Below are 8,024 nucleotides of genomic sequence, written 5' to 3'. Positions count from 1 at the left end.
GGTCGCGCGCCAGGAAATCCTGATAGGCGGCGCGGATTACGCCATTCAGCATACGGTCCTTCACGGGCCGGCCATTGACGAACAGGAATTGCATCTGGGCGTTGCCGCGATTGAGCGTCGGCAGGCCGGCAAAGCCAGCAAGGCGAACATCTTCGCGCTCGGCATCAATCTCCAGCGCGTTCTCACGGAAATCACGTCCCATGATTGCGCCGAGCCGGGCCAGTTGGCCGGAGGCGCCTTCGGCTTCAGCGGCATAGCGCAGCGAGTTCCGGCCATTATTTTCCAGCGAGAAAGCAACATGCGGATTGGCCATGGCGAGACGCTTGATCGTGTCAGTCACAGCCATGCTTTCGGCGCGCTCGCCCTTCATGAACTTCAACCGGGCGGGAGTCGCATAGAACAGGTCGCGCACTTCGATGCGGGTGCCAGTCTCGCCGCGCCCTGTAAACGCCGCCGGGCGAGGGCCTTCCATCCGTCCCGCCTCAACAAAGACTTCGGCTGCGTCTTCGCCGGTCGCGCGGGATGAAATGCTGCAGCGGCTGACCGAGGCAATCGACGGCAACGCTTCACCCCGGAAGCCCATCGTGTGGATGTTCAGCAAATCCACCCGCCCGCCGGCATCCGGCACGAGCTTGGAGGTTGCATGGCGTTCCAGCGCGACGAGCAGATCGTCGGCAGACATGCCACAGCCATCATCTTCGATGATGATCCGTTTCAGGCCCCCCGCTTCGATGGAGACAGAAATACGGCGAGCGCCAGCGTCCAGAGCATTCTCGACCAATTCCTTGACGGCGGCCGCCGGGCGCTCGACCACTTCGCCCGCCGCGATCCGGTTCACGACATCAGGTGGCAGCTTGCGAATCTCGGGGCGAGGGCGGGCGGAATCAGGCATCTGGTTACAATACCCCGGCTGACGCGCTTTGTCCCCGCCTGCCCGCACGGTTTCAACAGGGACCAGCCAAGGCGGGTATGTCCGGCTCGCGCCCGGCGTCCAGTTGACGCAGGCCGGTTGCCTTCCGTGCGGTTACCCCACAAAGTGCGCCGGAACATTCCGGAGCCTGAAATTCCATGAAGTTGACTTCTTCCCTCGCCGTCGCCGCAATAGTGTTGCTCACCGCTTGTGGCGGCTCAGATGCGCCTGCAAATGACACCCCGGCCGAGGAAGCACCTCCGGCGAAGGCCCCGGCAGAAGCGGCGCCCGCCGCTGCCCCCGCTGAAGCGGCGGTTGATGCGGTATCACCGTTCGCGGCCCTGCCCGCCCCGTACAATACCGCCGATTATGCGCGAGGTCGCCGCACCTGGAAGCTCTGCCAATCCTGCCACATTACGGCGGAAGGCGGCGGCAACCTCGTTGGGCCGAACCTGCATGGGCTGTTCGGTCGTGAGGCCGGCACACTGGAGGGCTTTGCCTATTCCCCTGCCCTGCAAGAAGCCGACTTCATCTGGACGCCCGACAAGGTCGATCACTGGCTGGAGAACCCGCGCACTTTCCTGCCTGGCAACCGCATGACGTTTGCGGGTGTACGCAAACCGGACGACCGCCTGGCGGTTGTCGCCTACCTGATGAGTGAGACCGGCTTCACCGCCGAAGCTACCCCGGAAGACGTCCCTGCGGAATAGACTGGTGTGATTAATGCCGGAGGATAAGGGCGAGCAGCACAGCATGCTCGTCAAACTCTCCGGCAAATTCCTCTCGATACCCGATCGCCACATCGGCCCATCCGAAATGATAGCCAAGCTTGGTCTCATACTTGTTTGAATCCGCCGTTTCGTTCCCGCGCTCGACCCAAAGCTGCTGGCTTACAAAGAAGTCCCGCCAGATATCGACGCCATAGCCGAACTCGGCGCGCTGGCGGACACAGCCATCTTCATGACGGATCACAGCGGCATCCGCGAAGACATAGAAGTTGCGACCGCCCCGCAGGCCAGACAGGCCGCCGCTGAGGCGGGCTTCGGCGCCCCACTCGTCGCACCCGAATACACCGGCCAGGGAGCTGCCATGAACCAGGCCGCCTTCAACGCCGACGGCCCACCCCTTGTGGGTGACCAGTTGCCGACGCAGCGTGGCGCGCCAGAACTCCTTGTTGAACTGGCTACCGACCTCATAGGCCACCGCCTCTGATTTTGCGGTAACCGTCCAGTTCGGTGCGAAGCCATGCTCGCCGTAGAGCGAAACCCGGTTTCCACGGACGCCTTCCAGCTCCTCTTCAGTGCCGACGGCCTCGGCATACCAACCTTCATGCGGTTGGGACCAAGGCCCTGCCGAAGCGGGTGCGGCCCATGCCAGCCCGAGAAAAAGAACCCCAAATCCCCTCATCGCAGAGAAACCTAGTGAAGAAATCTGGGGTTGAAAACCATTTTCTGTCTCGCGTGGAATCCATGAAAATGAAAAAGCCCCCGCCAAATTGGCGAGGGCTTTTTTTTAGTCGTCCATGTAATCCGCGCGCTTAGAGGCGGAACCGGATCTGGTCGGACCAGAAGCGCTCAAGGCGCGAAATGGTCTTGTTCAGTTGCGACAGGTCATCCGGACGCACGCTGGCCGTTGGCTCAAGCGCGCCGGCCTGCTTCTCGAAGAGGGCCTCGACCCGTTTGCGAACCTTCAGACCGCGCTCGGTCAGGCTGAGCGTGACGGTGCGCTTGTCATCTTCGGAGCGGGTCTGGATCAGATAGCCGCCTTCCTGGAGTTTCTTGACGTTGTAGGAGAGGCTGGTGCCAGCAAAGGCGCCACGAGCCCGAAGAACAGATGCGGGGGCTTCGCCTTCGCCAATTTCATAAAGCAACAATGCCTGAACACCGGTCAGCGACCTCTCGCCGCCGCGCTCCAGATCGTCCTTCACAACATCATGAAGACGACGGTGCGCCTGCTCAAGCAAAGACAAAGACTTCAGGAAAGACTCGCCCAACGAATTGTTCGCAGTATCCTGCGCTTCTGCAATCATCATTTTCATCACCACTCAACTATTCACTCAACTTTTGTTGTAGTTTGAGTAGAAATACACGAGCAATCCTAATGAATTGATAAGCATGCCCTTTTCTCAAGAGTAAAAGGTTAATATCCACGCGAATACATTAACCGTTACTATTACGTAACGATTTGGGCCTGCCAGACTTGGATATCATGAAAGTATTCGCTCAAGCGAACGTGTCGACCGTGCCGCGAATGCCGTATTTCGGACTAGGCCCATGCACGTTCGGCTCTGCACGACTGTCGATCAGCATGAATACGAAAACGATCAGGCCGCCGACATAGGGAATCAAGTTCAGCAGGTACATCCAGCCGGACAGATCCTGATCATGAAAGCGCCGTACGGTGACAGCTATACCCGGAATGATTGTATAAAGTATCCAAAGCGCGGTGAAGAGAGGGAGAAAGTATCCCTCGGAGTCGTCGACGCCAAATATTGATAGGGTGAGGATCGTGTCGACAACAAACGCCAAGATGAGCGCAAGTATCGAAAACAATATGTATCCCCAATACTCTTGGCGGCGTGCGCGGCCATTGAACTTGAAATAGCTGGATGACAGACATCTGAGAAAGTACGTCCAGATACCGTCACTCTTGACTGCCATGGGCTGCGCATAGGGTGCAGCCCCCGCATACCCCTGACTAACGGGCTGCGGCGGAACTGGCTGTGTAGAGGGTTGTCCGGTAGCCTGGAGCAAATAGATATCGCGCGCCTCGTCACCCATACCGACGAAATCGACAACATGTCCCTGGACGAGCCGATTGTTGTCCCGCACCTGTGCCTGGGAGAAATTGTAGCGCACACCATCGTCTCCGAGGATGAGGCCTAGCCCCTCCACAGAGTCAGCCTTCAATACTTGTCCGCGCATACATGCTCCTGAATCGCCCCAACTTTGAGTGTGGCCACTATTTCAAGGCCTTGGCTCGCGCTCAATCCCCAAAGGTCAACTCATCGTCGCCCAAAGGCTCGAAATATCTCGCCACGTCCGCATCGCTGACCTCTTCCAGCGTGGCCGGCTTCCATTTCGGAGCATTGTCCTTGTCGATAATGACCGCGCGAACGCCTTCAAGGAAGTCATGACTTTGCACTTTGCGCCAGCCAACGCGGTATTCCATCCGCATGTTCTCTTCAAAGTTATCAAGTTTGGCGCCATCTCGAACCTGACGAAGAGCAACCTTCACAGTCTCTGGGGACTTCGTTCGAATGGTCGCCGCCTGCTCGGATGCCCACTCATTGTCAGCCGCGTCCAACGCAGCAACAATCTCCTCGGCGGTGTCCTTTGCAAAGCAATCATCAATCAAATCGCTATGCGCCGCAAAGCTGCCCACTGGCACAGGATGGGTCATGCCGCGCAGGATCTCGTTCAGCATCTCGGCGGCACCGACGGAAAAATCCGCACCTTCGATCTGCTTTTTCAGGTTCGGCACCAATTCCGATGGCAGGAAATGCGTCGCCACCCGGGCCGCAACGACATCTGCGCCCTTCAAACGCGCCCCCGTCAGCGCCAACCATGTACCAAGATAGCCCGACAGGCGCGGCAGGAACCAGCCACCCCCCACGTCCGGGAACAGGCCGATCCCGGTCTCCGGCATGGCGAACAGCGTGCGCTCGGTCGCAACCCGGTGAGAGCCATGCACAGACAGGCCGACCCCTCCGCCCATGGTCACACCATCCATGATCGCCAGCACCGGCTTGGGAAAGGTCTTCAGCGCGGCATTCATCCGATATTCGACATTGAAGAAAGCGCGCGCCTCGCTCGCATCCCCCGCGCCGCTATCGGCCAGCATGCGAATGTCACCGCCAGCGCAGAACCCGCGCGTTTCTTCTTCATGGTCGATCATGACCAAATGAACGGTCGGGTCTGCCGCCCAGCGTTCCAAGGCGGCCAAGATGGTGTCGCACATAGGTGCGTTCAGCGCATGCAACGCCTTTGGCCGCGTCAGCGTAACTCGTCCCACACCGCGATGGGTCTCCACCGATACGTCATTCGACATGCTTTATCCCTTTGTCTCAGGCGCTTTACGCCGATCATTATCTGTTTCGTCTACCCCTACATTCGACGCCTCGCGGATCAAGCCCGACTCGTGCGTCAGGACGTTAACAGTCCGCAAATCCCGATTGGAAATTCCTGGCAATACCAAACCGCGAATGTTTACTCGTTGAGACTATTCTTCGCCTATGAGACAGACCGACCTTCCCGGCGCAGAGCTGCGCGGACGCCGCACTCCGGTGATCGCCAAAGGTATTCTGAAACTGGGTCTCTTGCGCTCGGTGCCGTGCGATATTCGCAACATTTCATCCGGCGGAGTCCGCTTTGCGACCCGCAAGGAAATCAATCTGCCAGAAACCTTCTCGATCCGTCTGCCCAACAGTAAACAACCGCGCCTGTGTCAGCGGCGTTGGCAACTCGGTCGCGAGACCGGTGTCGAGTTTATCTGATCCATTCCCTTTGTAGCGGCAGGGTGAGGAGGCAGGAACTTCTCAAATGACCCCTCCGCCTAGCGTGGTAACAGCGCCGTATCGCAATGCCAGCAAGCTTCGGCGCTGCCTGCGCCAATGGGGCTGCCGGGCGGGATATCGACTTCAGGTGTGGACGGCATGACGGGTAGAGATGGCCTGTCGAGATGGGCTGTAATACGACGGGAGAGCTCGTCCCGCACTGCCACATCCGCTGGATCAGCTCGCCGCGAACGGGACACAATCCGGCGCGCCAGAGCGCTGAGATATGCATTGGTCTGGATCACCGTTTCAGGCGTCGCATTTGTGTTTGCGGCAAGGTCTATCAGTACGGAAACGTACCGCACTTGCTCGCGCCGCAGGATACTCGCCTGACGTGGCGTGTCAGCATCTTTGAACAGCGCCTCCTCCACTTCGCGCAAGACATCACCATAGCTCAGCGCGTTCGCGTCGCGGCGTTCAGTCTCGATCAGGCGTGCAACGCGCTGGGGATGCAGCAAGGCGCCCAAGGTTTGTGAGGCCGATGTGTCAGCGGCTGTCAGAAGATCAAACATCGCCCCGGTTTCGCCTGGGAAATATTCCGCCCCCGCGCCCGCCCCACGGAACGACACCAGCGGCGGCGTCAACAGGTCGAGCGTCCGGTCTGGCAGATCAAGCACGGCCGGATCCAGCGTTGCCACCAGCGCACTGAGCGCGCCGCGTTGCTGATCTGCCGGCACAGGCGCTCCGCCAATATTGGCCTGCCCCGTTTCGGCATAGTGGAAATCATAACCGCCGATCATCTTCGCCGCTGCGTTCACCTGATAACGATGATAAAGATAGACCGGCACGATCACCGCCCGCAGACGCGAGGTCGGCTCGCCTGGCTGCAGCGCGCCGAGGCCGAACCGTTCAAGCGCTACTTTCCGTACCCGCATCACCTCCGTCAGGGAGGCGACAGGGTCTGTGCCATTGTCCCAGACGCTCGCATAGGGATGCGCGGTACCCACGCCACGCCCCTGCGGATCATCGATGTATCGCAGTCCGCTTCCCCAGGCCGATTCCAACAGTTCGTCTCCTGCAGCATTCTCGTCCGTGCCATCAGGATATTGCCGGTAGAGCCACATTGCAGACACTATGTCCCACTCACCGATTCCGACATCATAGGCAGCTGAGAAATCCAGCTCCCCATTCTGGCCGACCCAAACAAGCGGTGCCGGATAATCCATCACCGACGCGCGCTCATTCGAGGACGCCGCAAAATTGTGGGCAAAGCCAAGCGTGTGGCCAACTTCATGCGCAGCCAATTGGCGAATACGGGACAGAGCGATCTGGACAGGATCATCCGCCGCGCCAGTGCCGGTCTTTGATGCGCCCGCCAGTCCTTCAAAAATCATCCTGTCCTGGCGCACACGCTGACTACCCAGAATAACGTTGGCTTTCAGCATTTCACCCGTACGCGGATCGGTCAGTCCACCACCATAGGACCAGCCGCGGGTCTGGCGGTGCACCCACTGGATCACATTATAGCGGACATCAAGTGGATGGGCGCCTTCGGGCAGGACTTGCACGCGATAGGAGTCCGGAAAACCAGCTGCCTCGAACACTTCGGCCCACCAGGATGCCCCTTCAATCAGGGCGGCACGGATTTCCTCTGGCGCACCGGAATCGACATAGAAGACAATCGGCTCTTTTGCGGGGCTGCTCGCGGCAGTGGGGTCCTGCTTTTCCAGCCGAAAGCGGCGTGCGAAGGACTGCCCGACCTGTCCGCTCAGGGGCGCGGAAAAATCATAGTAGCCGACGTCAATCGCACCGCTGCGTGGATCGAACATGCGGGGCGTGTAGCCGTCATCCGGCAAGCGCACGAGCGATGTGTGCTGCACCAGCGTCACAGAGCGCGCATCGGCTGCCGTGGCCCAGACTTCCGCTTTCGGTTCGTCACTGCTCAGCGTCAGAAAGGCGTCAAACTCGACATTGTCCGGAAAGGCCAGCGCCGCCGAAACGTCCGGCATGGACAAGTCCTTCGATATCTGGAACGCGCCGCCCTTGGGATGCTGTTTCAGCCGCGCGCGCACATCCATCGTGTCGCGCGTCAGATAGGACGACAGGTCCACCAACAATTCGCCCTCCGGTCCGGTGCCGAGAATTTCACCCGACCAGACAAAGCTGCGCGCAAAGGAATCCCGCACGGCTTTGCGCTCCAGCGGATTGTCGGCGCTGGCGCGATAGGTCCAGTTCTCGATCTCCGCGATGACCTTGTCGCCTACCTTGCGGAAGGCCACGATCTCACCGGCATTGGCGCGGCCCCGGTCCAGCCCGATCGGATTGGACCCGAGTCCCGCCGTCAGCCCCGTCGCCTGGATCGCGCGCAGGGCAACGCCCTCCGCGTCCGGCGCAGGCAGCGCGACCAGAACGCGCCCGCCATCCGCATCCAGGTAGAGGTCAACAAATCCCTCCTTGTGAACAAGCGATCCGGTTTCCTCGGCCCAATTCCCAGACTGCGCCCACGCCAGTGGAAGGACGAGCGTCGCCACCATCGCCAAAACCAGACTCTTCAATCCCCGCACAAGCGCACCTCTTCCGATCAGCTGAACCACAGCCGCACGGTGCCGCATATCGGAT

The 8,024-nt window shown here is 59.9% G+C and carries 8 protein-coding genes; 2 read left to right on the top strand and 6 right to left on the bottom strand.

Translation table 11 applies throughout. From position 1 onward, the window contains the following. Window positions 1-892, bottom strand: an 892-nt coding sequence (gene mutL, locus B2P82_RS02745) for a DNA mismatch repair endonuclease MutL (RefSeq protein WP_290494982.1), incomplete at its 3' end; no start/stop codon positions are given. 176 nt (window positions 893-1,068) lie between these two features. Between mutL and B2P82_RS02740 the strand changes: the two genes are divergently transcribed. Beyond that, window positions 1,069-1,620 carry a c-type cytochrome gene (locus B2P82_RS02740; protein ID WP_206992668.1) on the top strand — a complete coding sequence of 184 codons (552 nt, stop codon included), beginning with the start codon at window positions 1,069-1,071 and terminating at the stop codon, window positions 1,618-1,620. A 10-nt stretch (window positions 1,621-1,630) separates the two neighbouring features. Here the strand turns inward: B2P82_RS02740 and B2P82_RS02735 are convergent, their stop codons facing one another. From B2P82_RS02735 to B2P82_RS02720, 4 genes are all read right to left on the bottom strand, one after another. Next, window positions 1,631-2,317, bottom strand: a complete 687-nt coding sequence (locus tag B2P82_RS02735) for a hypothetical protein (RefSeq protein WP_290494979.1) — start codon at window positions 2,315-2,317, stop codon at window positions 1,631-1,633. A 130-nt stretch (window positions 2,318-2,447) separates the two neighbouring features. After that, complete coding sequence (locus tag B2P82_RS02730; RefSeq protein ID WP_233347660.1) at window positions 2,448-2,942, bottom strand: MarR family winged helix-turn-helix transcriptional regulator; 495 nt, start codon at window positions 2,940-2,942, stop codon at window positions 2,448-2,450. 190 nt (window positions 2,943-3,132) lie between these two features. Beyond that, window positions 3,133-3,834 (bottom strand): DUF805 domain-containing protein, encoded by a 702-nt coding sequence (locus B2P82_RS02725; RefSeq protein WP_206992666.1) that lies wholly within the window; start codon window positions 3,832-3,834, stop codon window positions 3,133-3,135. 61 nt (window positions 3,835-3,895) lie between these two features. Further along, window positions 3,896-4,960, bottom strand: coding sequence for an enoyl-CoA hydratase/isomerase family protein (locus B2P82_RS02720; protein WP_290494977.1), 1,065 nt, complete (start codon window positions 4,958-4,960; stop codon window positions 3,896-3,898). A 184-nt stretch (window positions 4,961-5,144) separates the two neighbouring features. On the opposite strand from B2P82_RS02720, the gene B2P82_RS02715 reads away from it, so the two are divergent. Next, window positions 5,145-5,405 (top strand): hypothetical protein, encoded by a 261-nt coding sequence (locus tag B2P82_RS02715; RefSeq protein WP_290494975.1) that lies wholly within the window; start codon window positions 5,145-5,147, stop codon window positions 5,403-5,405. Window positions 5,406-5,464: 59 nt separating this feature from the next. Here B2P82_RS02715 and B2P82_RS02710 read toward each other — a convergent pair whose 3' ends face one another. Then, window positions 5,465-7,969 (bottom strand): zinc-dependent metalloprotease, encoded by a 2,505-nt coding sequence (locus tag B2P82_RS02710; RefSeq protein ID WP_290494973.1) that lies wholly within the window; start codon window positions 7,967-7,969, stop codon window positions 5,465-5,467. Window positions 7,970-8,024 lie beyond the last annotated feature (55 nt).

The organism is Hyphomonas sp. UBA4494 (assembly GCF_002388935.1).
Classification (GTDB): Bacteria; Pseudomonadota; Alphaproteobacteria; order Caulobacterales; family Hyphomonadaceae; genus Hyphomonas.
This window is presented reverse-complemented; position numbering and strand designations above follow the sequence as displayed.

Coding starts and splice junctions, on each gene's coding strand:
- B2P82_RS02740 (WP_206992668.1), top strand. CDS start 1,069: ATGAAGTTGACTTCTTCCCTCGCCGTCGCCGCAATAGTGTTGCTCACC.
- B2P82_RS02735 (WP_290494979.1), bottom strand. CDS start 2,317: ATGAGGGGATTTGGGGTTCTTTTTCTCGGGCTGGCATGGGCCGCACCC.
- B2P82_RS02730 (WP_233347660.1), bottom strand. CDS start 2,942: ATGATGATTGCAGAAGCGCAGGATACTGCGAACAATTCGTTGGGCGAG.
- B2P82_RS02725 (WP_206992666.1), bottom strand. CDS start 3,834: ATGCGCGGACAAGTATTGAAGGCTGACTCTGTGGAGGGGCTAGGCCTC.
- B2P82_RS02720 (WP_290494977.1), bottom strand. CDS start 4,960: ATGTCGAATGACGTATCGGTGGAGACCCATCGCGGTGTGGGACGAGTT.
- B2P82_RS02715 (WP_290494975.1), top strand. CDS start 5,145: ATGAGACAGACCGACCTTCCCGGCGCAGAGCTGCGCGGACGCCGCACT.